The organism is Mesorhizobium sp. KACC 23794, from assembly GCF_052180275.1.
In the GTDB taxonomy this organism is placed as follows: domain Bacteria; phylum Pseudomonadota; class Alphaproteobacteria; order Rhizobiales; family Rhizobiaceae; genus Kumtagia.
This window is the reverse complement of sequence record NZ_CP197465.1, coordinates 3,182,175-3,205,310: the sequence shown is the minus strand read 5'-3', so window position 1 is coordinate 3,205,310 and position 23,136 is coordinate 3,182,175. Positions and strand designations below refer to the sequence as shown.

Sequence of the window (23,136 nt, the reverse complement as noted above, 5' to 3'; positions counted from 1 at the left end):
AAGCCCGGAATTCCGGGGTTTTTGCTTTCAGACGTCGATATTCAGTCCGAACGGCACACCCTCATAAGCATCGGCGCCACGGCCGATCGAACGGATCGCCTCGACCATCCGGTTCTGGCGCCCAAGTATCTGATCCGCCAACGCAATCAGCCGCGGGTTGGGCGTCGCCGAGGGCGAAAGCCGGCGCAAGGTTGCCGCCAGTTCCGCCTCCTCGCGCCTCGGCGCCAGCGCCGCCGCAATGATGTACGCGCTCGCCGTCGACCGGCTGATACCGGCAAAGCAGTGTATTATCAAAGGCTTGCGTCGGTCCCACGCTTGCCCGAAGGTCAGCAGGGAGCGCACATGCTCCTCCGCCGGCGGCGTCATGCCCTCCTGCGCCTCGGCAATGTCGTGCATTTTCAGATGCAGGTGCCGCTCCCGCAGGATCGAGGCCGGCCGCATCACCGCCGTCCCTTCGGACAGCAGCGAGAGCAACCATTCAGCGCCTGTGTTCGACACGGTCTCGTCGATCTTCGACAGCGGGCAGACATAGATCACGGCGCCAACTCCTTGAACCGGCTCTTGTTTTTCCACATCGCCAGTGCCTGTTCCAGTCGGACCCACGCCACCTCGTCCGCCGGCAGGCCGAAACGCAGCGCCGAAGAACGCCAACTGAAATTACGCGACAGGATGCCGTTCCGGCCGAGTTCCGCAAACAATCCCGCCGCGTCCGGCGTCTCGACGAAGCGATAGAGCGACGTCCCGCCGCTGACCGGCAATCCGTACGTTTCCAACAGCTTATCCAGCTTTCCCGAATCATCTGCAAGGCGATGCCGCATCTCTTCCTGCCACGCTTCGTCAGCAAGGGCGCGGATGCCGATCTCCAGCGCCGGGCCACTCACCGCCCATGGTCCCAGCTCAGCTTCGATCCGTGCCGCAAGCCCTTGTTCCGCCAGCGCGAATCCCAGCCGCACACCTGCCAGCCCGAAGAATTTTCCGAACGATTTCAACACTACTAGCCCGGTACGCCCGACATCGCCGGCAAGACCATGCTCCTTCGGCCCGACATCCATGAACGCCTCGTCGACCACCAGCAAACCGCCCCGCGTTTGCATCTCGCCCGCCAGGCCGAGCAAAGCCGGACGGGCCACGATCCGGCCGTCGGGATTGTTCGGATTGACCACGACGGCAACATCCGCACCGGCCAGATCTTTGAAATCGCTCACCTCCTCGACCGAATGCCCTGCGAGCGCCGCAGCCCGTGCGTGCTCTGCATAGGTCGGTCCCAACACCTTTGCCCGTCCCGGCGATACCAGCGCCATGACCCGCGGCAGCAGGATCTGCGTTCCCGGCGCCGCCACGACATTTGTTGCAGCCGCAGCGCCATACGCCCGCGCCGCAACCTCCTGCAATTCCTTGGCGCGGCGTGACTCCGGCAAGCGGGTGAAGGCGGTGGCCGGCAGGTCGAAAAGCGGATAGGAGTACGGATTGATCCCGGTCGAAAGGTCGATAAAGGGTTGCGGCGCCTGCGGAAACAGCGCCCGCGCCCTGCCCAGGCTGCCGCCGTGGTCATCCACCGTTCCGATCTTTCCCGCAGGCGCCATGTCCGCTCCGCTCGCCTTCCTGTCGCTCCTTGTGGAACTCGCCTTCGGTTATCCCGACCGGCTGGTGCGCGCAATCGGCCACCCCGTCATCTGGATCGGCCATTTCATCTCTCTGCTCGACCGGACGCTCAATCGCCCCGCTGCCACCGACCGGGCGCGTCGCATTCTCGGCTGCATCGCCTTGATTCTGCTGGTCGGCATTCCCGCTGGCATGGCCTGTGCGCTGGAAGCCTTGGTCGGTGCCCTGCCCTTCGGCATCCTTTTCACCGCCGTCGTCGCCAGCAGCCTGCTCGCCCAGGGCAGCCTCGCCAGCCACGTCAAGGCGGTCGCCGAAGCGCTTGAGCACGAAGGGCTTTCCGCCGGCCGCAAGGCGGTGTCGATGATCGTCGGCCGCGATCCCGAAAGGCTGGACGAGGCCGCCGTCTGCCGCGCGGCGATCGAAAGCCTCGCGGAGAATTTCTCGGACGGCATCGTCGCGCCGGCCTTCTGGCTCGGCGTCGGCGGGCTGGCCGGCGGTGTCGCCTACAAGGCCGCCAATACCGCCGATTCGATGATCGGCCATCGCAGTCCCAAATATCTCGCCTTCGGCTGGGCCGCCGCACGCTTCGACGATCTCATCAACCTGCCCGCCTCGCGCCTCACGGCCATGCTGCTGGTGACGGCCGCATGCCTCGTGCCCGGCGCCAACCCACGCGCCGCCTGGCGCTCTGTTCTGCGCGACGCCAAAAAACACCGCTCGCCCAATGCCGGCTGGCCGGAAGCCGCGATGGCGGGCGCCCTGGGCCTGGCGCTGAACGGCCCCCGCGCCTATGGCGGCGTCATGGTCGACGACGCCTTCATGGGCGAAGGCGGCCGCCGCGAAGCGACGGCCGTCGATATCCGCAGGGCGCTGCAACTCTATTGGACGGCTGATGCGCTGCTGATTGCGCTGACCGGAGGCGTCGCTGTGGCAATGATCATAATAGGTTAGGTGGCGCAGTTGCCCTGCCCGATTCGCGCCCGATAACGGATTGGCTTTCGCTTGAGCGGAACCGAATGCCGTGAATCTTGTTCCGTCAGCATGACTGCTTGATCGGATCGCCATGGATCAACTGACGTGGCTCGACAAACTGCTGTTCAGGCTGGAAGCGCAGCGCGCCTGTCTTGGTTGGGCCGTCGGCGAAATCGCCGGCCGTCCGGGCGTCGTCTTCGAACTCGGGCTGGGCCACGGCCGCACTTACGACCATCTGCGCAAGCACCTGCCCGACCGCGACATCTACGTTTTCGACCGCGAGGTCGACTGCATCGCCGATTGCACGCCGCCAGACGACAGGCTGGTCATGGGCGACATCGTCGACACGCTGCCTTCCATGGCGCAGCGGTTCCGGGGAAAAGTCGTGCTGGCCCATGCCGATATGGGTACTTATGACGATACCGAGAATCTGACGAGAGGCGCCGTGCTCAGTCGCAATCTTCCAGCGCTGCTCGCGCCCGGCGCCATCGTCCTGTCGGACCTGCTGCCGCTGTATCTTGACGGCGCCACACCGCTGCCGCTTCCAGCCGGCGCGCGCCAAGGTCGTTATTTTATTTACAAAACCGGCCGCACGCCGGCCGCTAGAACTCGATCCCTTGCTGCGCCTTCACGCCCGCAGCGAAATGATGCTTCGTCGCGCCCATCTCGGTGACGAGGTCGGCGGCATCGACCAGCGCCGGTTTTGCATTGCGGCCGGTCACGATCACATGCAGCCCCTCGCGCCGGTCCTTCAGCGCGGCGACGACCGTTTCCAGGTCGAGATAGTCGTAGCGCAGCGCGATGTTCAGTTCGTCGAGGACAATCAGGCTGATCGACGGATCGGCCATCAGTTCGAGCGCCTTGGCCCACGCGGCTTCGGCCGCCGCCACGTCGCGCTTCAGATCCTGGGTTTCCCAGGTGAACCCCTCGCCCATCGAGTACCAGACGACCTTGTCGCCGAAGGCGGCAAAGGCGGCTCGTTCGCCCGTATGCCAGGCACCCTTGACGAATTGCACGACGCCGACCCGCTTGCCATAGCCGAGCATGCGCAGGGCCAGCCCGAAGGCCGCCGTCGTCTTGCCCTTGCCGGGGCCGGTATTGACGATCAGAAGGCCCTTCTCGATGGTCTTTCCGGCGACCTCGGCGTCCTGCACGGCCTTGCGTTTGGCCATCTTGGCCTTGTGGCGGGCCGCTTCCTCGTCGTCGACAGTCTTCATCTCATTTCACCCGCATCGGCAGTCCGGCGACCATGAAGACGACGCTGCCGGCAACAGCCGCCACCGCCTGGTTGAGCCGCCCCGCGGCATCGCGAAATCTTCGGGCCAGCGCGTTGTCCGGCACGATACCGAGGCCGACTTCGTTTGACACAATGAACCAGGGGCCACGCGGGCGCGAAAGCGCATCACTAAGCCGCCAGCTCTCGGCATCGACGTCATGTTCGGCCAGCATATGGTTGGAAAGCCATAACGTGAGGCAGTCGATCAATACCGGCCTGTCGTCCGGCAACGCCGCCAGCGCGCCGACGAGATCGAGCGGCGCATCCACCGTCTCCCAACCGTCGAGCCGCCGGGCGCGATGCAGGGCGATGCGCTCCCGCATCTCGTCGTCATAGGCCTGCGCCGTGGCGATATAGATCCACGGCGAAGGATGGGCTGTGACCAGCGTCTCGGCGTGCGAACTCTTGCCAGAGCGCGCGCCGCCGAGAACGAAGGTCAGCGAACGGTTGTCAGGCAAGCTGGTTGCGCAGCGAACCCGCGGAGCCGGAGAACCGCGTCCTGATCGCTCCGACGAGACCGCCGAGCAGCACCCAGAAGATCAGGTTGGTGACCGTGGATGCCACAACGAACTGGTGGTGCAGGTCGGCGGGGATCGGTGATTCGTGGCTTGCCGGCTGCGGCGCACCCACGACATGCGGCAGGACGATCAGCGCCACGCCGATGATCGACAAAACCACCGTGCCCCGGAAGGCGATGAGCGCCAGCCCCGCTGCCGTCGCGACAACGGTCGCGATCCACCAGGCTTGCCTTGCGCCAAGATCGGCAGCCGGCATCGCAGGCAGTTCCGGCGGCAGGCCAAGCCCGGGCGCCAAGGTGAATACCGCGAAGCCGGCAAAGCCCCAGAGCACGCCGGAACGCCAGCTGGAAATGCCGCCCGCGAATTCCGAAACGGCAACCAGGACCAGGGCAAAACCGAAGCCGCTGACCAGATTAGCCAGCACATTGAAGGAAAAGCGCTCGAACCCGTCGGCCGGAGCCCAGCCTTCCTCTTCATGCTCATGCTCAGCGACCGCCGGAGCCGCCTCGCTGGCGGCGGGCGCCGTGGCGTCTGCGGCCGGCGCGCCGTGGTCGTGTGCCGGTTCGGCGGCATTTTCATAGGTTTCCGCCTTCAGGATCAGCGGGTCGGTGGAAAAGGATTGCATCACGGCCATCACGAGGCTTGCCAATAGCCCCGCGATCGCCGCGATGAACACGACGTTGCGAAAGAGGTTCATGTCAAATCCTCGTCAGTGGCAGGGAAACGCCATCGAATGGCGATAATCGTGAGCCGCGTTGTGGGCTGCTTCCACATGCGAGAAGCCAACGAAGCCAACGATGAAGATGCCGAGGAGCGCCGCCAGCGCCAGTTGCATCGCACGCGACGATGCCGAGACCTGAACGCCAAGAGAGGTCGAAGCCGTGTTCATTCCATGTCCTTCCGCCCTCCACCCGAGGGCCCTTGATCCAAACCTGTCGCCGGCAGGTCTCCTGGCTCGCAGGTTCTCGCCTGGCCCCGCCTTCCCGAGGAAAAACCTCAGTGGCATTCGGGGTAGGCTCGCCGCTTACAGTTGCGGGGGCAGCCGCGGCATTGGGCAAACAGCCCGCACCACATTCCCTCTTGGTTCCCATCGGAACCGACGACGCCGACACCATAGGTATTCTCGCGGTATTCGGCAAACCAAATCCCGGCGGTTTTGGCGCCGAATGCGTCATCAGCACCGTGCATTGTTGACAAAGCCCGATGCGAGGTGTCCGCTCAAACGACCGGAGAGCGCGATGACCCCTGAATCCTCGAAAAGCGATCCTTACAACGGCCTTTCCTCGACCGAACCGACCCTGCCGTCGTCGGTCTACTGGGACACGGCTGAATTCGAGCGGGACATGGATGCGATCTGGTATCGCAACTGGGTCATGGTCTGCCGCGAGGCCGACCTTGCGCACCCCCGCGCCTACCGGGTGTTCACGCTGGGCACGCAGCAGATCCTGGTGCTGCGCGACGACCGGGGGGAGTTGCGCGCCTTCCACAACACCTGCCGGCATCGCGGCTCGCAGCTTTGCCGCGAGACGGAAGGCCGGCTGAAGGCGCGGCTGCTGACTTGCCCCTATCACGCCTGGTCCTATTCGCTGCGCGGCGACCTCGTGCGCGTGCCGTCGAAATCGCTGCCGGCCGGCTTCGACAAGGCCGACTATCCGCTTTACCCCGTCGCTCTTTCCGTCTGGCGCGGCTTCGTCTTCATCAACCTTGCGGACGAACCCGTCGGCATACCGGCTACCACCTTCGATCGCGAATCGGCCGATCTCGGCAACTGGCCGCTGGAGGATCTGGTCACCGGCCATGTGCTGACCAAGGTGATGGAGTGCAACTGGAAAATCTTTTGGGAGAACTTCAACGAATGCCTGCATTGCCCCGGCGTACATAAACATCTGTCCGCCCTGGTCCCGATCTACGGGCGCGGCCTCATGGCCCGCCACGACGATCCGGAATGGGCGCTGCACGCCGACAATGACGAGCCGCAATTCTCGGGCGGCCTGCGCAAGGGGGCAGAAAGCTGGTCGGAGGACGGCACGGCGCTGGCGCATCGTTTTACCGGCCTCAGCGACCGCGAACGCGCCGCCGGCCAGAACTACGCGATGAACCTGCCCTCGATGTTCATCGTCGGCCATGTCGACTATGTCAGAACCGTCCGTCTTGTTCCGCTCGGGCCGGAACAGACGGAACTCACCTCCGAATGGCTGTTCCTGCCCGAGGCGCTGTCGGAGGCCACCAAGGGTATCGACAACATCGTCGCCTTCGGCAGGACGGTGCTGGAGGAGGATGCGGCGATCTGCGAGGTCAACCAGCGCGGCCTGCGCGCCCGGCCGCATCGATCGGGCGTGCTGATGCCGGAGGAATACGACCTGCATCGCTTCCACGACTGGGTTCGCGACGCCCACCGGCGCGCGGCTACATAGATTTCGGCAGGTATCGCCACACGATCAGGCCGCAGACGGCGGTGAAGAAGCCCAGCGTCGCGAACACCGCGCCGAGGCCGCCGAAGGCCAGAACCACCGAATAGACCAGCGGCGGCAGCAGTTCGGAAAAGTCAAGATAAGTCCGATACACCGCCGTCATCTGAGGCCGCTCATAGGCGCGCACCGAGCGGATGAAAGGCGTCGAGCCCAACGCATCCAGCGCCACGGCGAAGAAGGAAGCAACCAGTAGCAGCAGGCCCGCCGCCAGCGGAAAGCCTTCGCCGCAAAGCCCGGCGATCCAGAGCGCCGCCGACAGCGCGAAGAAGCTCATCGCCATCGTGTTGCGCGCGCCAAAACGCCGGCCGAGACGTCCCCACCAGATCGCCGTGAACAGAACCGCATTGCCGGCCGACACCAGCAGGCCGCCAGCAAGCTCGCCCTGCCCGGTCGCCACCATCAGGATCGGCGCATAGACGAAGAAGGTCGTCCAGAAGCAGGAACGGCCGAAAGCGATGATCCAGGCAAGTCTCAGCCGCGGCTGAGCGACGAAACGGCCGATATTGCTGAGCGGATTGACGGCGCGCGTCTTGCCCGGCCGAATCTGAGCGTTGTCTGTGAGCCGGAAATACCAGAACAGTACAAGCAGCGTCAGCGCGAAGGCGACCACTACGAGATGCGGCGCCAGGATGCCGAAGCGGGTGTAAAGGAAGACGCCGAGCGTCGGGCCGCCGGTCCACGCCACCATCGACCAGGCCATGCGCATCGATTCGGACTGCATCACGTCGGCCTTGCGGATGTGGTCCATGATGTAGAGGTTGAGCGTGATCGCCAGCGCGCTGGCGCCCATGACGCGCAGCAGCATGCCGCCGACCTGCCCCGCCAGCGTGTGGGTGACGAACAGCGCCGAGCCCAGCGCCAGGAAACATGTGCCGATCGTGTAGACCCAGCGCCGCGATATCAGTCCGATGATCATCGGCATGAACAGCGTAGCCGACAGGCCGAGCAGCGCCACGACCGTGTAGAGGATCGAAACCCCCTGCTTGCTCGCCAGGATCTCGTAGGCCTGGATGGGGATGACGCTGGAGACGGTGGCGCGGGCGAAGGATTCGGCGGCATAGAGCGTCGCAAAGGTCCGCGCGCCGGGCGGACGCACGGCGGGAAGCCAGATCGGATGCCTGACCTGTGTTGCCATCGGCGCCCCGCGAAACCGCCCGAGACATCGCAGGCGGAGCGGATTGGCGGTAGCAGGAAACCGACGATTCGACGTCGCAGGGGGACGCTGGCCGCAATCGAAACCGCTTGTGGTCCAAAGGCTTGGCATCCCGTTCGGCCGTGTCGCGGCGATGCCGGCCAAAACAGGCCGGCGCGAGCCCGGACCCGCGCTTGGGAAAGGGTGGCCCGCCCAATTCCGTTCACCTCGGCCATCAGCCGTGCTAGCCGTTGCGGACCGACCGGCAACGGAATCTGTCCGCATGCAGCCTGACCAGCAATCCAAGCCCGAGACCGCGGCCGGCCCGTGGCGCATCGAATGGCTCGACGTGGCGCGCGGCGTGGCGTTGCTGGCCATGGCGACCTACCACTTCACCTGGGATCTCGAATTCTTCGGCTACGTGCTTCCCGGCACGACCGGTTTCGGAGGCTGGAAGCTGTTCGCCCGCTGCATCGCCTCGAGTTTTCTGTTCCTGGTCGGCGTCAGCCTTGTCCTGGCGCACGCGCGCGGCATCCGCTGGCCGGGTTTCTGGCGGCGCTTCGCCATGGTCGCGGGCGCGGCGCTGGCGATCTCGGCCGTCACCTATGTCGCCATGCCCGGCGCCTTCATCTTCTTCGGCATCCTGCATCAGATCGCGCTGTCAAGCCTGCTCGGCCTCGCCTTCCTGCGGCTGCCGGCGCTGCTGACCGTCGTCATTGCGGCGGCGGTCATCGCGCTGCCCCAGATTTTCCGGGCGGAATTCTTCAGCCACCCGGCGCTGTGGTGGGTTGGCCTTGCCCCCACGAACCCACGCTCCAACGACTACGTACCGCTGTTTCCCTGGTTCGGGGCGGTGCTTTTCGGCATCGCCGCCGCGCGGCTGGGAATCGATACCGGCCTGACGGCGCGCCTTGCCTTGCTCCATCCGGGCCACTGGTCGCGCCCGCTGCGGTTCCTCGGCCGACACAGCCTCGCCTTCTACCTGATCCACCAGCCGGTCCTGATCGGCAGCGTCTGGCTGTTCTCGCAAGTCTTCCCTCCAACACCCCAACCACCCGAGGCCGGCTTCCGCTATTCCTGCCAGGCGAGTTGCCAACAGAGCCGAGACGAGAACTTCTGCACGCGCTATTGTGCCTGCATGCTGGGCGAACTCGAAGCCGGCGGCGACTTGCAGAAGGTGCTGGCGGGCGACGGCAGCGCGGAACTGCGCGAGCGGGTGACCGGCCTTGCCGGCGTCTGCACAGCGCTCACCGAGGACGACAGATTGGAGGATCCGGCGCCGTGACCACTTCCCTCTCCGCTCCCAACCGGCTGCCATGGCCGCCCATCATCTATCTCGCGGCGATCGCTGCCGGCATCGTGCTGCTGGTTGTCTATCCACTGCCGTGGATCGAAGGACCCTTGGCCGACATCCTGTTTGCTGCGGGCTGGTTGCTGGCCGCCGCGGGAGCGTTCATCGGCCTCGCCGCGGTGCGGGTGATGCACAAGGCCAGGACGACCATCATGCCCAACCGCATATCCGAGCATCTGGTCACCTCGGGTCCGTTCTCCTTCACCCGCAACCCGATCTATCTCTGCAACACGATGATCACGCTGGGCGTCGGCCTGATCGTCGGCAGCATCTGGTTCCTGCTTGCCGGCGTCGTCGCCGCCTTCGTCGTCCAGAAGGTCACCATCGAGCGCGAGGAAAAACATCTCGCCGCGCGCTTCGGCAAGAAGTATCGCGACTATGCCGCCAGGGTGCGGCGCTGGGTGTAGACGCCTTCGTCTCCGCCCCTCGACCTCACGGTATGGCGTAGATGCGCATCTCGCGCTCGATGCCACGCAGGTTCCTGTCCTGCGAAACCGGCTTCAGGCTCCTGGATTCCAGGATGCTGGCCGAATTCGCGTGATCCATCACCGAACTGGTGACGAAGATCGACTGCGCGGTAGCAAGCCCCTGCACCCGCGACGCGATGTTGACGGTCTGGCCAAAATAGTCTTGCCGGTCGTTCATCATCACCGCGATGCACGGCCCCTCATGCACGCCGATCTTCAAGAGGAAATCCTCGCGGCCGCTCTTCTCGTTCAGCGCCTGCATCGCCTCGCGCATCCTGAGCGCCGCCGCCACCGCCCGGTCCGGCGTCGGGAACGTCGCCATCACCGCGTCGCCGATGGTCTTGACCACCGCGCCTGCCTCGGACGCGACGATCTCCTGCAACACCTGGAAATGGCCGCGCACCATGTCGAAGGCCGTGAGGTCGCCGACCCGCTCGTAAAGCTCGGTCGAGCCGCGAAGGTCGGTGAACAGGAAGGTCAGGCTGGTGATCTTCAGCCGCTGGTCCACCGAAACCGTGTCCGTCCGGTAGAGATCGCGAAACGTCTGGTTCGACAGCAGCCGGTTGGCGGTCAGGAAGGGCCGGCGCTTGGCCAGCAGGCCATGCAGCGCGTCACCCGCGATGAGGACCGCCGGCAGGACGCGCCCCTCGGTGCGGTTCTCGATCGAGATGCGCACCGGCCCCGGCCGCAGCTCCAGCGTCTGGCTGTGGACGTGCTCGCGGTCATAGACCAGAGACAGGCTTTGCCGCTCCTTCGTCGGCTCGCCCTTGACGTCGATGAACTGCACCGCGTGCGTCACCACCTCGAAGACGATGATGAACTCGGCCGGCAATTGCAGCGAGAGCACTATCTTCTCGCCGGCGGGCACCTCGACATCCTCGACGACCATGCTTTCCACGACCTCGGCATAATCGTCTTCCGGCAGTTCGACACCGGAGCCCCAATAGAGCTGCCGCAGATATTCGAGCAGCGGCAGGTCGTCGGGCGTATGGGCCGCGATCCGGCGCACCCGCGGGCTGACCGTGAAAGTGACCTCGACCAGTTCGTCGAGCGTCGCGGTGTATTCCTCGGCGCAAAGCGCGCAGACATATTCTTCCTTCACCACCGTCTTCAGCGTCGCATTGCTGTCGAGCACGCCGCCGCAGCCGGGACACAGCACATTCCACGAGATGTCGAACATGCCGAGCGAAGCCGCGTGCAGGAAGCCCGCGATCGTGCGCTCCTCGTCGAGGCCGTTGCGGCAGGCGAAGGCAAGCGCGTTGACGCGGCAGAGTTCGCGGTCGGACCCCTGCGATACAAGTTTTGCGATGGCGTCCGCGACCGACGAATCGACGGAATTGCCGAGCATCATAAAAAGAGAATTCGTCTCGCTCATGGACAGCCTCCATAGCTGGCTGGAGCACCTTCACCGATGATGCAACCACTACACCCACGCGGGCCGTCGTGTCACTTCTTGGCAGGGAGGCTGCTGACAGATCGCTGGCAGGAGCGGGCCAACACGACAGGTCCGAAAGCCGCGCCGGTCAGGTGTTGACGCCGAGCTCCACCAGCCGTTCGACGCAGGATTCCTCCGCCTGGTCAAGCTCCGCCAGCGCCTCCTCGAGGTCGCGGCGCTTCTGGCGAAGGTCTTCCTTCTTCTCGTTGATCCGCTTGATCAGAAGGTTCAGCTGCCCGACCTCGCCCGGCGGCTCGCGATAGATCTGGATGATCTCGCGGATCTCGTTGATCGAGAAACCGAGCCTTTTTCCCCGCAGGATCTGGCGCACCAGATGCCGGTCGGACGGCCGGAACAGCCGCGTGCGGCCGCGCCGGACAGGCTGGATCAGCCCCTCGTCTTCATAGAAGCGCAAGGTGCGCGTCGATATGTCGAACTCCTTGGTGAGTTCGGTGATCGAGTAATATTCGCGCATACGCTGTCCTGACGGAGGTGTCCGAACGGAAGCATCGCACGGCGTTTACGTAAAAGTCAATTCAAGGAATATCAACCTGCGTTCGGAAGTCGGATCGGCCGACGGTGGATCAATCCAACTTCTTACTTATCTGCTCGCCTCCAGGCTTTCGCGCACTTCGTCGATCTTGCCAAAATCGTCGCCGACACCGAGCACATCCTTGGCCCAATCCATCATGTCGTCGTCGACATAGTCGTCGCCATACTGGGCGACGCGATTCTGATTGGCGGCAGCCAGCAGCGCCTCGCGAAGCGTCATGTCGTCCGTGCCGACGGCAGCCGCGTCGGCAGCCTGGCGCGCCTCGACGGCATCCGCCGTTGCGTCCGCGAGGGCGTCCGCTTCGGAGCCACCCAGAATCGACTCCAGATCGGCAATCTCCGCGTTCAGTGCGGCTTCGTCCTCAGGCGCAACATCGACCGACTTCAGATGGTCCAGTCGATCCTTCAGTCCCGCCAGGGTTGGATGGTCGTAGACGCCGATGGCGCCGTCGTAAGGCACCGGATCAATGCGATCGAGTGCGGTTTCGAAATCCTCACGAGCCGTTGCCAGATGGGCGTTCGCATCTTCAAGCTTGTCGCGGGCGATGTCCAATTCGGCCGAAGCCATAACATAGGCCCGAACGGCAGCCATGCGCGGCGACTGCGAATTCAAATAGGCTTGGTAGTTGCGGTTCAGTGAATTTAGGCCCGCCAGCTTGGCATGGAAATTCTTCTCCTTGACGGCCGGCTTGGGACCGGGCACCGGCGCAAACGCCGGAACGGCCGCAACCTGCTGGACCCGCGCCCGGCCGGTCCCCTTGGTGGATTTGGCCTTGGAGCGGCCGTTATCATCCAGGCGACTTGTTGCCCGAGACCGGTCCTTGCCGAAGACCGATCCGGACTGCCCGCGAGCCGAGGCCGATTTTCCCTTGTCGGATTTGCCGGAGCCGGCGTGCCCGCCGCCGTGGCCATTGCCGCCCCCCTTACCGTTTCCGCCGCCATTGCCGTTTCCTTTGGCATAGGCGGGCGACGGACCCAGTGAGCCCAGGCTACCGAAATCCATGTTGAACGGAAGTGCGCTCAGCGCCACGATGGATGCGGTGGCGAGAATGATCCTTGCGTGCTTCATCGCTGAATCCTCCACATACACCCGGACAGAAGTAGCGTTCTACCGGGCGCCCGGCCACCGCCGTTCGATAAATTTATGTCTCGTCGTAAATGCTGGGTTGATCATCCCAGATGCAGCCACCAGGTGGCGAGGCTGAGAAAGGCCAAAAAACCGATGACGTCGGTGATCATGGTCGTGAAGATTGACGACGAAATCGCCGGGTCGGCGCCGAGCCGGTCGAGCAGCAGCGGGATCAGGATGCCGCCGAGAGCCGCCGCCAGCATGTTGATGATCATCGCCGCCGCGATCACATAACCGAGATCGGGGTTGCGGAACCACAGCCCGGCGATGACGCCGATGATTACGGCAATGACCGAGCCGTTGAGCAGGCCGACCAGAACCTCGCGGCGGATGACGCGGCCGGCATTGTAGATGTCGAGGTCCTTGGTGGCGAGCGCGCGCACCGTCACCGTCATGGTCTGCGTGCCGGCGTTGCCGCCGAGCGATGCGACGATCGGCATCAGTGCGGCAAGCGCCACCATCTCCTCGATCGTCGCGCCGAACTGGCTGATGACCGAGGCCGAGATGCAGGCTGTCGCCAGATTGACCAGCAGCCACGGCACGCGCGAGCGCGAGGTCGCCACGACCGTGTCCGACAGTTCCTCGTCGCCGACGCCGCCCATGCGCAGCAGGTCTTCCTCGGCCTCCTGCTGGATCACGTCGACCACGTCGTCGATGGTGAGCACGCCGACCAGCCGCTCGTTCTCGTCGACGACGGCGGCGGACAGAAGGTCGTATTGCTCGAATTCGCGCGCCGCCTCCTCCTGGTCCATCGTGGCCGGGATCGCATGCCGCGTCTCGTGCATGATCTCTTCGATCTTCACCGAGCGTTTTGTGCGCAGGATCTGGTCGAGGTCGATGGCGCCGAGCAGCTTGAACGACGGGTCGATGACGAAAATCTGGCTGAAGCGGTCGGGAAGGTTGTTGTCCTCGCGCATGTAGTCGATCGTCTGCCCTACCGTCCAGAACGGCGGCACGGCGACGAACTCCGTCTGCATGCGGCGGCCGGCCGATTCTTCGGGATAGTCCAGCGACCGCCTGAGCCGGATCCGCTCGGTAAACGGCAGTTGCGCCAAAATCTCGTCCTGGTCGGCCTGGTCGAGGTCTTCGAGGATGTAGACGGCGTCGTCGGAATCGAGTTCCTGCACCGCCTTGGCGATCTGCGCATTGGGCAGGTTGTCGACGATGTCGAGGCGGATGGCCTCGTCGACCTCGGTCAGCGCCGAGAAATCGAAGTCGGCGCCGAGCAGGTCGACCAGCGCGCGGCGCTGTTCCGGCAGCAGCGCCTCCAGCAGGTCGCCGAGTTCCGACTGGTGCAGGTCGCCGACGTCCTTGCGCAGGATCAATATGTCGCGGTCGGCGATCGCCGCGCCGATATGCGCGACGAAGGCCGGGCGGATCACCCCGTCCTCGCCATAGATGTCGGCGTGCTCGGCCTCATGACCGGCGTCGACCGGCGTCGTTTCCTCCTGGCCTTCCACTGCGCGTCTTCCCGCGATGTCCGGATTGTTCGTGCTGCAAGTTTAGCGCGCAAGGGGCCGGACTTTCAAACGAAATGCACCTGTGGCGACCGACGTGGACGATATGTCCGAGGCGCCGGCGAACCCGGGCGCTTCGCCGCGGACGGCATCCTTGGCCGCCGTCGTTTTTATCTCATTGTCGCCAACCGGGATCGCGGCGGTGAATTCCTTTCCACCGCACTTGTTTCGCCGGAACTGATTTGCTAAAGGCCGCAAGCCGGTTTCGACCGGTCCTTTCGTGACGTGCGGTCGTGGCGGAATTGGTAGACGCGCAGCGTTGAGGTCGCTGTGGGGCAACCCGTGGAAGTTCGAGTCTTCTCGACCGCACCATCACTCCTCCAGTCTTTATCAAGTCGCCATAGCGGAACGCTTTTGGGTGGCTCGCCGCGCGTCATCGAGTGGCGGCCGGCTCGCTCCGGGAACTGGACGTTCGGCGTGGCAGCGTCCATATTGTCAGCAAGCGGACAAGACTGATGCAGCGCAGCGATATAGCGACGTCGTTCCACCCTTCCCCGGGCTCGGCTCCGGTTGAGTGGCTGATCGAGCCCGGACTGACGCCCTACGACCGGGCGCTCGCCTTCATGGAGGAGCGCGTCGCCGCGATCCGCGAGGGCCGCGCCGGCGAACTGGTCTGGCTGGTCGAGCACCCGCCGCTCTATACCGCCGGGACCAGCGCCCGCGTCGACGACCTTGTCGACCCCGACCGTTTTCCGGTGTTCGATGCCGGACGCGGCGGTGAATACACCTATCACGGGCCGGGCCAGCGGGTCGCCTACGTCATGCTCGACCTGAAGCGGCGTCGCGAGGACGTGCGCGCCTTCGTGGCAGCGCTGGAAGCGTGGATCATCGCGTCGCTGGCCGCCTTCAACGTGCGCGGCGAGCGACGCGAGGACCGGGTCGGCGTCTGGGTCGTGCGGCCGGACCGCCCGCCGGCGCCGGACGGGACGGCAGCAGAGGACAAGATCGCGGCGATTGGCATCCGCTTGCGCCGCTGGGTGAGCTTTCACGGCATTGCCGTCAATGTGGAACCCGACCTGTCGCATTTCTCCGGTATCGTACCTTGCGGAGTGAGCGACCATGGTGTCACCAGCCTGGTCGATCTCGGGCTGCCGGTCACACTGGATGATTTCGACGTGGCGCTGAAGGCGGCGTTCAGAAAAGTGTTCGGTCCGGTGGCGGAAGCAGCAGCCCAACCCGAGCGGATGGTGGGATGATGGCTGGGCGGCCCAGAGCATCGTACCTGATGTCGGGCAACCTTTTGCGGCTCCTGCCGGCGCTCGCCCTTGCGGCGCTGCTTCCGTTCCAGGCCCTCGCCCAGCAGGCGTCCGACACCGTCGCGCCCGAACAGGCGAGCGGCGTCCAGGCCGCCAGGACCGTCACTGCGTCGCGGCAGATGGTGGTCGCGGCCAACCCGCTCGCGGCGCAGGCCGGGATCGACGTGCTGAGGGCCGGCGGCAACGCCGCGGACGCGCTGATCGCGGTGCAGACCGTGCTGGGGCTGGTCGAGCCGCAATCCTCGGGCATTGGCGGCGGCGCATTCCTTGTCTGGTGCGACGCTGCGAGCGGCAAGATAACGACCTTCGACGCGCGGGAAACCGCGCCGGCGGAGGCTACGCCCGACCTTTTCCGCGACTCGAGCGGAAAGCCGCTCGGCTTCTTCGATGCCGTGGTCGGCGGCCGTTCGGTCGGCACGCCCGGCGTGCCGCGTCTGCTGGAGACCGTGCATCGCCGCTACGGCACGCGGCCGTGGCCTTCGCTGCTGGAGCCAGCGATCAAGCTGGCCGTGGCCGGCTTCGACGTGTCGCCGCGCCTGGCCTCTGCGATCACCGAACGCCCGGAACTGTTCGACGGGCAGAACTCCGCGCGCGCCTATTTCTTCGACATGGCCGGCGCGCCGCTGAAGGCGGGATACCGGCTGACCAACCCTGCCTACGCGGCGACGCTGCGGGCGCTCGCCATGGACGGGGCGGATGCGTTCTACAAAGGCCCGATCGCCGCCCGCATCGTCGAGGCGGTGCGCAAGCACCCGACCAATCCCGGGCTGCTGTCAATGGCAGACCTTGCGAACTACCGCGTCAAGGAACGCCCGGCGGTCTGCGCGCCGTATCGCGGCTACGAGGTCTGCGGCATGGGACCGCCCTCCTCCGGCGCGATCGCCATCGGCCAGATCCTCGGACTAATCGAGCCGTTCGACATCGCGACGCTCGGCCCGGACGACCCGGAAAGCTGGCGGCTGATCGGCGACGCCACGCGGCTGGCCTTCGCCGACCGCGAACGTTATGTCGCCGACAGCGATTTCGTCTCGATCCCGAAAGGCCTGCTCGACCCCGCCTATCTCAAGGACCGCTCGTCGCTGCTGCGCCGCCCGACCGCGCTCGGCGACGGCGAGGCCAGGGCCGGCGAGCCGCCCTGGGACAAGGCGGAACTGCGCATCGACGGCGTGTCGGCGGAAATCCCGTCGACCTCGCATTTCGTCATCGCCGACGCCGCCGGCAACGTCGCCTCGATCACCACATCGGTCGAGAACGCCTTCGGCTCGCGGCAGATGGTCGACGGTTTCCTGCTCAACAACCAGCTCACCGACTTCTCGTTCTCGCCAGTCAAGGACGGCCAGAACGTCGCCAACCGCGTCGAGCCGGGAAAACGGCCGCGCTCGTCCATGTCGCCGACCATCGTGCTCAAGGACGGCAAGCCGGCCTTCGCGCTCGGTTCGCCGGGCGGCAGCAACATCATCTCCTACGTGACCACCACCCTGATCGGACTGATCGACTGGAAAATGGACATGCAGGCGGCGATCTCGCTGCCGCATCTCGTCAACCGCTTCGGCCCCTACGACCTGGAGAAGGGAACGAAGGCGGAGAACCTTGCCGATGACCTAACGGCGCAGGGCTTCAAGGTCGCGGTCAAGGATCTGAATTCCGGCCTGCACGGCATCGCCTGGACGCCGGCGGGCCTAGTCGCCGGCGCCGACCCGAGGCGGGAAGGCGTCGCAGTCGGCGATTGATCGTGGTCGCTCGTCAAAGCGCGCCGATCCACAGCGATACGGTGATCAGAAAGGTGCTCATCGATACCAGCGATACGACGTCCTGGATGAAATCGGTCATCACTCTCTCCTGTTTCGAATTTGTTTACAGTTTGTTCTAATTTTGTTCGATCGTCAAGAAGAGAACAGACCAGAAACATGCATTCCCAACGTGGTGCGAATCGGTGGTTAACGAAAGGTTGACCAGGCCTTCGACCGGGTAAATTGCGTTGGGGACAAACTCCATCGTTGCCGCGCAGCGGAAATCCGCCGGCGTCGCGCCATGACCAGCCCTGTCTCCTGCGCAGAAGACAACCGCCGTCAAGACGTGTCGGGAAACTCCAGCGCATATCGCGCCAGCGCATGGGCGTGCGCCAGAATCTCGTCGATCTCCCGGATTTTTCGCGGATGGTCGGCGGATGGTTCGTAGCGGGACAGCCGGCCGCCGGGCGGGCGGCCGGGCCGCAGCGGCGTGATGCGCCGGAAGCGGCCTGCGGCGGGGTTTTGCTGCGCAAGTGCGGCGTCGTTGCGCGCCTTCCAGCGGGCAAACCGCTTTGCCTGTTCCGGCAGGTCGTCGAGTGCTTCGGCCAGTGCCGCAAGCCGCTGGCCGAGGCGCATGGCGTTCACCGGATCGTCGGGCGAGGGCGGCGCCGGGAAAAAGGACGGCTCGCTGACGCCGGGAAACAGGATGCGCGGGGCGACGCGGTCGGGCACAGGGGGGCGAAAACCGCGGAACGGACGTTTCAGCGGATCGAGCAGCGACGGGCTGAATTTTCGCGGACGGGGCGCGCGCAGGGCGGCGGCTCTCTTCGCGGCGGCGGCCGCCCCCACAAGATCGGCGTGCGACACCGTGACGGCGATGCCGAGGCGGCGCAGCGTCGGCGCCGGGTCAACGGGTTTCGGCTTGCGCGGGCATAGCGGTGGCAGGGCCACCACGATCCCGCGCGCCGCCGCGATGATCAGCCGGCGCGCGGCGGCTTCAGCCGGCTGCAGTAGTTTCAGGATCGCGCGGTGGAGCCGGCGGGGAAGGGTGAATGCCGGGGGCGATGCCGGTGTAAGTGCCGGGGACAGTTTGCTTTTTTCCGCTTGCGCCAGCCCGGAAGCGGCCGCACCTTTCTGCGGAATGAAAGTAAACTGTCCCCCAGCGCCAAACCCGGCGCCGGAGCCCAGCCCGGCCATGGCCAGCAGCGAGACGAGAATACGCTTCAGCGCCTCCCGGTTTTTCTCGATTGCAACGCGTCCATCCATCGCTGCCTCCTCCTCTCACCTCGGCCCAGCACGGCAGGCCCGACGAGTATGAGGCGGGTCTTTAGGAAGGGGACAGAAATCGACTCCGCCGCCGTTTCGCGCGCCGGGCGGAAAAAAGGAGGCTCAGCAAAAACAATAGCTTGTCGTTCCTTGCTGCGTGACAGCCCGGAAAATTCCGTGTGTTGCGCCGATCTTTTGTCCCCCTTTTCAGGATGTGATTTCGACATTTCGGGACGGCTGGCGCGCCCGGCCTTCGTCAAGGCTCGGATCTACGCGGCGGCATGCGGCGTCACCGGCGCATGTCCGGAGAAATCGTACTCCGGTCTTCGACGGGCGGACATTGCATCGCCACGGGGACGGACAGCAGGCAGCTTATCGGCCGCCTTGCCAAGGATCAGTCAACGCGGACTGCGAACCTCGGATACAGGCGGCGTCCCCTCACAAAACCCTCACAAAGGCACGACGTGCCCTTCCGACAGGGTCACGCGGCGGTCCATGCGCCGGGCGAGGTCGTGGTTGTGGGTGGCAATCAGGGCGGCGAGGCCGGACTGGCGGACAAGAGCGGCCAGCGCGTCGAAGACATAGGAGGCGGTCGTCGGATCGAGATTGCCGGTCGGCTCGTCGGCAAGCAGCACCAGCGGGGCGTTGGCGACCGCGCGCGCGATCGCCACGCGCTGCTGCTCGCCGCCCGACAGCTCGGCCGGCCGGTGCTCGCCACGCTTGGCGATCTGCATGTAGTCGAGCAACTGCATGGCGCGGGTGCGCGCCTCGGCGGGCCGCAGGCCCTTGATGAGTTGCGGCATCATGATGTTTTCCACCGCCGAGAACTCCGGCAGGAGGTGATGGAACTGGTAGACGAAGCCGATGTCGTTGCGCCGGATCGCGGTGCGCTCCTGGTCGGAAAGCCGCCCGCAGGCGCGGCCGGCGAGCACGACATCGCCGGCGTCCGGACGCTCCAGCAGGCCGGCTGTGTGCAGCAGCGTCGATTTTCCCGTGCCGGACGGCGCCACCAGCGCCACCATCTCGCCGCGGCTCAGTGAAAAATCCACGCCGTTCAAAATGGTCAGCTTGCGCTGGCCCTGCACGTAATGGCGCTCGACCGCCTTCAGCTCGATGATGATGTCGCTCATTATTCGTACCGCAGCGCTTCGACCGGATCGAGCCGCGCGGCGCGCCAGGCCGGGAAGATGGTGGCGAGGAAGGACAGCACCAGCGCCATGGCGATCACCGAGGCGGTCTCGCCGAAATCCATGCGGGCCGGAAGCTGGCTGAGGAAATAGAGCTCCGGATTGAACAGCACGGTCCCCGACAGCCAGGAGAAGAACTGCCGTATCTTCTCGACGTTGAGGCAGACAACCACGCCCAGCGCCACGCCGGCCAAGGTGCCGGAAACGCCGATCGCAGCACCCGTCATGAGGAAGATGCGCAGCACGGCGCCGCGCGTCGCACCCATTGTGCGCAGGATCGCGATGTCTCGGCCCTTGTCCTTCACCAGCATGATCAGGCCGGAGATGATGTTGAGCGCCGCCACCAGCACGATCAGCGTCAGGATCATGAACATGACGTTGCGCTCGACCTGCAGCGCCGAGAAGAAGGTCTGGTTACGCTGCCGCCAGTCGGCGAGATAGATCGGCCTTTGCGCCGCATCCTCGATTGCCGGTCTTAGCGTGTCGACCGAATCGGGATTGTCGACGAAGATCTCGATCGTCTGCGCCTGGTCCTCCATGTTGAAATAGAGCTGCGCTTCCTTCAGCGGCATGAAGACGATCGACGAATCGTATTCCGACATGCCGACCTCGAAGATGGCCGCCACCGGATAGGTTTTGACGCGCGGCGTCGTGCCGAAGGGTGTGGCGTCGCCTTCCGGCGCGACGAGCGTGATCGTGTCGCCGAGCACCAGGCCGAGATTTTCCGCCATGCGGGCGCCGATGGCGACGCCTTCGCTGGTGTCGAAGCCGACCAGCGAGCCCTGACGGATGTTGTTGGCGACCAGCGACACTTTTGCGAGATCCTCGCCGCGGATGCCGCGCACCAGCGCGCCGGCGCCCGGCCCGGCGGAGCCGGTCGACAGCACCTGCCCGTCGATCATCGGAATGGCGTATTTGACGCCGGCCACGCCGTTGATGCGCTTGGCGATGGCATCGTAGTCGTCGAGCGGCAGATCGACAGCCGACAGAATGAGGTGGCCATTGATGCCCAGGATGCGGGTCAGCAGCTCGGCGCGGAACCCGTTCATGACAGCCATGACGATGATAAGCGCGGCGACGCCCAGCGCGATGCCCAGGAACGAGATCAGCGCGATCACCGAGACGACCGCTTCCTTGCGCTGGGGCCGCAGGTACCGCCAGGCAACCATGCGTTCGAACATGGAGAACGGCCCTGCCCCGGCCGGTCCGGCGGCCGCCGCCTTGGCCGTCATGCGGTTGTCCCCGAAAGGCGCTCGACGACGTCGGCCAGCGGAACGGTCACACGCTCTGATGTGGCGCGGTTCTTGAGCTCGGCCTCGCCCGCAGCCACGCCGCGCGGCCCGACGATCACCTGCCAGGGCAGGCCGATCAGGTCGGCGGAAGCGAATTTTCCGCCCGGCCGCTGGTCGGTGTCGTCGTAGAGCACGTCGCGGCCGGCGGCCGTCAGCGCATCGTAGAGGTCGCCGCAGGCCCGGTCGCACTCCGCGTCGCCAGCCTTCATGTTGATCAGCGCGATGTCGAAGGGCGCCACCGATTCCGGCCAGATGATGCCGTTCTCGTCATGGCTCGCCTCGATGATCGCGGCAATGAGACGCGACGGGCCGATGCCGTAGGAGCCCATGGAGACGAAATGGTCCTTGCCGTCGGGTCCTGCCACCTTGGCGCCCATCGGCTTCGAATATTTCTCGCCGAAGTGAAAAATATGGCCGACCTCGATGCCGCGCGCCGACAGCCGGTCGGTCTCGGGAATCTTGTCCCAGGCGGTCTCGTCGTGCATCTCGTCGGTGGCTGCGTAAGGCGTTGTCCAGTCCTTCACGATGCCGCCGATCTCGGCATCGTCGGAAAAATTCGTCGATTCTCCGGGCACCGGCAATTCAAGAAAATCCTTGTGGCAGAACACCTGGCTTTCGCCGGTGTCGGCGAGGATGATGAATTCATGGCTGAGGTCGCCGCCGATCGGGCCGGTGTCGGCGCGCATCGGAATCGCCTTCAGCCCCATGCGCGTGAAGGTTCTGAGGTAGGAGACGAACATGCGGTTGTAGGCGGCTTTCGCGCCCTCGAAGTCGAGGTCGAAGGAGTAGGCGTCCTTCATCAGGAACTCGCGCGACCGCATGACGCCGAAGCGGGGGCGCAGCTCGTCGCGGAACTTCCACTGGATGTGGTAGAGATTGAGCGGCAGGTCCTTGTAGGACTTCACGTAGGAGCGGAAGATCTCCGTCACCACCTCCTCGTTGGTCGGACCGTAGAGCATGTCGCGGTCCTGCCGGTCCTTGATGCGCAGCATCTCCTTGCCGTAGTCGTCGTAGCGGCCGCTTTCGCGCCAGAGTTCGGCCGACTGGATGGTCGGCATCAGGATTTCCAGCGCGCCGGCGCGGTCCTGCTCCTCGCGGACGATCTTGCAGACCTTGTCGAGCACGCGCTTGCCGAGCGGCAGCCAGGAGAAGCTGCCCTGCCCCTGCTGGCGGATCATGCCGGCGCGCAGCATCAGCCGGTGCGAAACGATCTCGGCCTCGCGGGGTGTCTCTTTGAGGATCGGCAGGAAGTAGCGCGAAAGCCGCATGAAGGGTTCCGTGGATGCAGGAAACGGCGCCGGAATCGGCGGCAGGAAGGAGCGTCCTGCACGGGCTTCATAGCGATTTCATGACGCGATGAAAACCCGCGCACGGATATGGCTGATACGGCAAACCGGGCGTGGTTGTTTTTCGAGCAACCGCTGCCGTTCCATTGTGCAGTGCAGCACATCAAACGCTGTTTCCCGACAAAATTTTCCGTGACATTTTGTCGGGGCTTAGTCTAAGGTACAGCCTCATAAAGAGAGGGCGATAAGCAAATCGCCTTGTTACGCGGTCAAGTCTTGGGAGGATGCGATCTAGGCGCGAGAAATTGCTGCCGCCGGAAACCGGAAAGCAGATCGGACGCGTTAAAATTGCAAGGCCTTGTGCCTTGCATTTTTTTTGTGCAGATTTTTGAGCTGCCGCTGCGTAAGCAGTATTATTTGAAGTCGGGGAAGACGCGCGGAATATCGTCGAAGCTCAAGCCGAAATAGCGCGTAAGCAACGCGAGGAAGCCGAAGATCACCAGCGAGACGATCGTCGTCCAGATGACCGCGCGCAGCATGTGCGGTCCGCGCGGTGCGCTGGACACGGTCCCGAGCACGGTTTCGCCGTCGTCGTCCTGGGTTTTCAGGCCGAACGGCAGGACGGCGAACAGCACCGTCCACCAGATGATGAGAAAGACCGCAGCGGCGGAAATATAGCTCATTTAGCCGGCTTCCT

General features: G+C 64.9%; 23 protein-coding genes, 1 tRNA gene and 1 riboswitch. Of the genes, 8 read left to right on the top strand and 16 right to left on the bottom strand.

All coding sequences use genetic code 11. The features are described from left to right. Nucleotides 1–27: 27 nt before the first annotated feature. A complete protein-coding gene (locus ACSBOB_RS15660) occupies nucleotides 28–537 on the bottom strand; it encodes a tyrosine phosphatase family protein (RefSeq protein WP_442583303.1) in 510 nt (169 codons plus the stop codon). Continuing rightward, complete coding sequence (cobD, locus tag ACSBOB_RS15655; RefSeq protein WP_442583302.1) at nucleotides 534–1,583, bottom strand: threonine-phosphate decarboxylase CobD; 1,050 nt, start codon at nucleotides 1,581–1,583, stop codon at nucleotides 534–536. Before cobD ends, ACSBOB_RS15660 begins: the two co-directional genes overlap by 4 nt. Here cobD and cbiB point away from each other — a divergent pair. Both cbiB and ACSBOB_RS15645 read left to right on the top strand, forming a co-directional pair. After that, nucleotides 1,582–2,553: an adenosylcobinamide-phosphate synthase CbiB gene (gene cbiB, locus ACSBOB_RS15650; protein ID WP_442583301.1), complete on the top strand. Its 972-nt coding sequence runs from the start codon at nucleotides 1,582–1,584 to the stop codon at nucleotides 2,551–2,553. The genes cobD and cbiB overlap by 2 nt on opposite strands. A gap of 112 nt (nucleotides 2,554–2,665) precedes the next feature. Continuing rightward, the gene (locus tag ACSBOB_RS15645; RefSeq protein ID WP_442583300.1) at nucleotides 2,666–3,247 is read left to right on the top strand and encodes a class I SAM-dependent methyltransferase; all 582 of its coding nucleotides are present in this window, start codon (nucleotides 2,666–2,668) and stop codon (nucleotides 3,245–3,247) included. Here the strand turns inward: ACSBOB_RS15645 and cobO are convergent. From cobO to ACSBOB_RS15625, 4 genes are read right to left on the bottom strand one after another with little or no spacing between them, the layout of a single operon-like run. Continuing rightward, entirely contained in the window at nucleotides 3,177–3,791 is a 615-nt protein-coding gene (gene cobO / locus ACSBOB_RS15640) for a cob(I)yrinic acid a,c-diamide adenosyltransferase (RefSeq protein WP_442583299.1), read from the bottom strand. The genes ACSBOB_RS15645 and cobO overlap by 71 nt on opposite strands. A 1-nt stretch (nucleotide 3,792) precedes the next feature. Beyond that, on the bottom strand, nucleotides 3,793–4,308 hold the full coding sequence (gene cobU, locus ACSBOB_RS15635) for a bifunctional adenosylcobinamide kinase/adenosylcobinamide-phosphate guanylyltransferase (RefSeq protein WP_442583298.1): 516 nt from the start codon (nucleotides 4,306–4,308) through the stop codon (nucleotides 3,793–3,795). Beyond that, on the bottom strand, nucleotides 4,301–5,065 hold the full coding sequence (locus ACSBOB_RS15630) for a CbtA family protein (RefSeq protein WP_442583297.1): 765 nt from the start codon (nucleotides 5,063–5,065) through the stop codon (nucleotides 4,301–4,303). Before ACSBOB_RS15630 ends, cobU begins: the two co-directional genes overlap by 8 nt. 12 nt (nucleotides 5,066–5,077) lie before the next feature. Next, the gene (locus tag ACSBOB_RS15625; RefSeq protein WP_396650459.1) at nucleotides 5,078–5,257 is read right to left on the bottom strand and encodes a CbtB domain-containing protein; all 180 of its coding nucleotides are present in this window, start codon (nucleotides 5,255–5,257) and stop codon (nucleotides 5,078–5,080) included. A 34-nt stretch (nucleotides 5,258–5,291) separates the two neighbouring features. Continuing rightward, nucleotides 5,292–5,484: riboswitch (cobalamin riboswitch) on the bottom strand. Nucleotides 5,485–5,606: 122 nt separating this feature from the next. On the opposite strand from ACSBOB_RS15625, the gene ACSBOB_RS15620 reads away from it, so the two are divergent. Continuing rightward, on the top strand, nucleotides 5,607–6,782 hold the full coding sequence (locus tag ACSBOB_RS15620) for an aromatic ring-hydroxylating oxygenase subunit alpha (RefSeq protein WP_442583296.1): 1,176 nt from the start codon (nucleotides 5,607–5,609) through the stop codon (nucleotides 6,780–6,782). Here the strand turns inward: ACSBOB_RS15620 and ACSBOB_RS15615 are convergent. Then, the gene (locus ACSBOB_RS15615) at nucleotides 6,775–7,974 is read right to left on the bottom strand and encodes an MFS transporter (RefSeq protein ID WP_442583295.1); all 1,200 of its coding nucleotides are present in this window, start codon (nucleotides 7,972–7,974) and stop codon (nucleotides 6,775–6,777) included. The two genes, ACSBOB_RS15620 and ACSBOB_RS15615, sit on opposite strands and share 8 nt — an antisense overlap. A gap of 280 nt (nucleotides 7,975–8,254) precedes the next feature. On the opposite strand from ACSBOB_RS15615, the gene ACSBOB_RS15610 reads away from it, so the two are divergent. Next, nucleotides 8,255–9,256 (top strand): heparan-alpha-glucosaminide N-acetyltransferase, encoded by a 1,002-nt coding sequence (locus ACSBOB_RS15610; RefSeq protein ID WP_442583294.1) that lies wholly within the window; start codon nucleotides 8,255–8,257, stop codon nucleotides 9,254–9,256. Continuing rightward, nucleotides 9,253–9,729: a methyltransferase family protein gene (locus tag ACSBOB_RS15605; RefSeq protein WP_442583293.1), complete on the top strand. Its 477-nt coding sequence runs from the start codon at nucleotides 9,253–9,255 to the stop codon at nucleotides 9,727–9,729. Before ACSBOB_RS15610 ends, ACSBOB_RS15605 begins: the two co-directional genes overlap by 4 nt. A 25-nt stretch (nucleotides 9,730–9,754) precedes the next feature. Here ACSBOB_RS15605 and ACSBOB_RS15600 read toward each other — a convergent pair whose 3' ends face one another. The 4 genes from ACSBOB_RS15600 to mgtE all read right to left on the bottom strand — a co-directional run bounded on the left by ACSBOB_RS15600 (nucleotide 9,755) and on the right by mgtE (nucleotide 14,365). Continuing rightward, nucleotides 9,755–11,164 carry an adenylate/guanylate cyclase domain-containing protein gene (locus tag ACSBOB_RS15600; protein ID WP_442583292.1) on the bottom strand — a complete coding sequence of 470 codons (1,410 nt, stop codon included), beginning with the start codon at nucleotides 11,162–11,164 and terminating at the stop codon, nucleotides 9,755–9,757. A gap of 148 nt (nucleotides 11,165–11,312) precedes the next feature. Further along, nucleotides 11,313–11,699 (bottom strand): MerR family transcriptional regulator, encoded by a 387-nt coding sequence (locus tag ACSBOB_RS15595; protein ID WP_442583291.1) that lies wholly within the window; start codon nucleotides 11,697–11,699, stop codon nucleotides 11,313–11,315. Nucleotides 11,700–11,825: 126 nt separating this feature from the next. After that, nucleotides 11,826–12,845: a hypothetical protein gene (locus tag ACSBOB_RS15590; protein WP_442583290.1), complete on the bottom strand. Its 1,020-nt coding sequence runs from the start codon at nucleotides 12,843–12,845 to the stop codon at nucleotides 11,826–11,828. A gap of 101 nt (nucleotides 12,846–12,946) precedes the next feature. Beyond that, nucleotides 12,947–14,365, bottom strand: a complete 1,419-nt coding sequence (gene mgtE, locus ACSBOB_RS15585; RefSeq protein WP_442583289.1) for a magnesium transporter — start codon at nucleotides 14,363–14,365, stop codon at nucleotides 12,947–12,949. A 284-nt stretch (nucleotides 14,366–14,649) separates the two neighbouring features. On the opposite strand from mgtE, the gene ACSBOB_RS15580 reads away from it, so the two are divergent. From ACSBOB_RS15580 to ggt, 3 genes are all read left to right on the top strand, one after another. Continuing rightward, nucleotides 14,650–14,734 (top strand) — tRNA-Leu (locus ACSBOB_RS15580). 140 nt (nucleotides 14,735–14,874) lie between these two features. Next, nucleotides 14,875–15,618 carry a lipoyl(octanoyl) transferase LipB gene (lipB, locus tag ACSBOB_RS15575; RefSeq protein ID WP_442583743.1) on the top strand — a complete coding sequence of 248 codons (744 nt, stop codon included), beginning with the start codon at nucleotides 14,875–14,877 and terminating at the stop codon, nucleotides 15,616–15,618. A 29-nt stretch (nucleotides 15,619–15,647) separates the two neighbouring features. Continuing rightward, the gene (ggt, locus tag ACSBOB_RS15570; RefSeq protein WP_442583288.1) at nucleotides 15,648–17,408 is read left to right on the top strand and encodes a gamma-glutamyltransferase; all 1,761 of its coding nucleotides are present in this window, start codon (nucleotides 15,648–15,650) and stop codon (nucleotides 17,406–17,408) included. 339 nt (nucleotides 17,409–17,747) lie between these two features. Here the strand turns inward: ggt and ACSBOB_RS15565 are convergent, their stop codons facing one another. From ACSBOB_RS15565 to ACSBOB_RS15545, 5 genes are all read right to left on the bottom strand, one after another. Further along, nucleotides 17,748–18,674: a hypothetical protein gene (locus tag ACSBOB_RS15565; RefSeq protein ID WP_442583287.1), complete on the bottom strand. Its 927-nt coding sequence runs from the start codon at nucleotides 18,672–18,674 to the stop codon at nucleotides 17,748–17,750. Between the two features lie 449 nt (nucleotides 18,675–19,123). After that, complete coding sequence (locus tag ACSBOB_RS15560) at nucleotides 19,124–19,804, bottom strand: ABC transporter ATP-binding protein (protein ID WP_442583286.1); 681 nt, start codon at nucleotides 19,802–19,804, stop codon at nucleotides 19,124–19,126. Further along, nucleotides 19,804–21,093, bottom strand: a complete 1,290-nt coding sequence (locus ACSBOB_RS15555) for a lipoprotein-releasing ABC transporter permease subunit (protein ID WP_442583285.1) — start codon at nucleotides 21,091–21,093, stop codon at nucleotides 19,804–19,806. The genes ACSBOB_RS15560 and ACSBOB_RS15555 overlap by 1 nt, the downstream gene beginning before the upstream one ends. Beyond that, entirely contained in the window at nucleotides 21,090–22,421 is a 1,332-nt protein-coding gene (gene proS / locus ACSBOB_RS15550) for a proline--tRNA ligase (RefSeq protein ID WP_442583284.1), read from the bottom strand. The genes ACSBOB_RS15555 and proS overlap by 4 nt, the downstream gene beginning before the upstream one ends. A gap of 431 nt (nucleotides 22,422–22,852) precedes the next feature. Further along, entirely contained in the window at nucleotides 22,853–23,122 is a 270-nt protein-coding gene (locus ACSBOB_RS15545) for a DUF1467 family protein (RefSeq protein WP_442583283.1), read from the bottom strand. Nucleotides 23,123–23,136: the final 14 nt, after the last annotated feature.